Below are 977 nucleotides of genomic sequence, written 5' to 3'. Positions count from 1 at the left end.
GTACGGCCGCCTTCACGGATTGCGAAACGCAAGCCTTGGTCCATAGCGATTGGGTGGATCAGGGTAACAACCATGTTCACGTTATCGCCTGGCATTACCATCTCTACGCCTTCTGGCAGTTCGATGGTACCGGTCACGTCAGTTGTACGGAAGTAGAACTGTGGACGGTAGCCTTTGAAGAATGGAGTATGACGACCACCTTCTTCTTTGCTCAGGATATACACTTCTGAATCGAACTGAGTGTGCGGCTTGATGGAACCTGGTTTAGCCAGTACCTGACCACGTTCGATGTCTTCACGCTTGATACCACGCAGCAGAACACCAACGTTCTCACCAGCACGGCCTTCGTCCAGCAGTTTGCGGAACATTTCAACGCCGGTACAGGTAGACTTAACGGTGTCTTTGATACCAACGATTTCAACTTCTTCGCCAACTTTAACGATACCGCGCTCAACACGACCGGTAACTACGGTACCACGACCGGAGATGGAGAATACGTCTTCGATTGGCAGCAGGAACGGCAGGTCGATAGCACGCTCTGGTTCTGGGATGTAAGAATCCAGGTGACCGGCCAGCTCGATGATTTTAGCTTCCCACTCAGCTTCGCCTTCCAGTGCTTTCAGCGCTGAACCACGAACAACCGGCAGGTCATCACCAGGGAAGTCATAAGCAGACAGAAGTTCACGAACTTCCATTTCTACCAGTTCCAGCAGCTCTTCATCATCAACCATGTCGCATTTGTTCATGAATACGATGATGTAAGGAACGCCAACCTGACGACCCAGCAGGATGTGCTCACGAGTCTGAGGCATAGGGCCGTCAGTCGCAGCTACAACCAGGATAGCGCCGTCCATCTGAGCAGCACCGGTGATCATGTTTTTCACGTAGTCGGCGTGCCCTGGGCAGTCAACGTGCGCGTAGTGACGAGTCGGGGTGTCATATTCAACGTGAGAAGTGTTGATGGTGATACCACGAGC

The 977-nt window shown here is 52.3% G+C and carries 1 protein-coding gene; it reads right to left on the bottom strand.

The features are described from left to right. A partial coding sequence (tuf, locus tag ACMV5I_RS29505) for an elongation factor Tu (RefSeq protein ID WP_260524434.1) occupies nucleotides 1-977 on the bottom strand: 977 nt, incomplete at both ends.

Source organism: Serratia sp. T13T92 (genome assembly GCF_047530105.1).
GTDB lineage: Bacteria > Pseudomonadota > Gammaproteobacteria > Enterobacterales > Enterobacteriaceae > Chania > Chania fonticola.
Note: the sequence above shows the minus strand (reverse complement) of the source record. Positions and strands in the feature narration are given on the sequence as shown.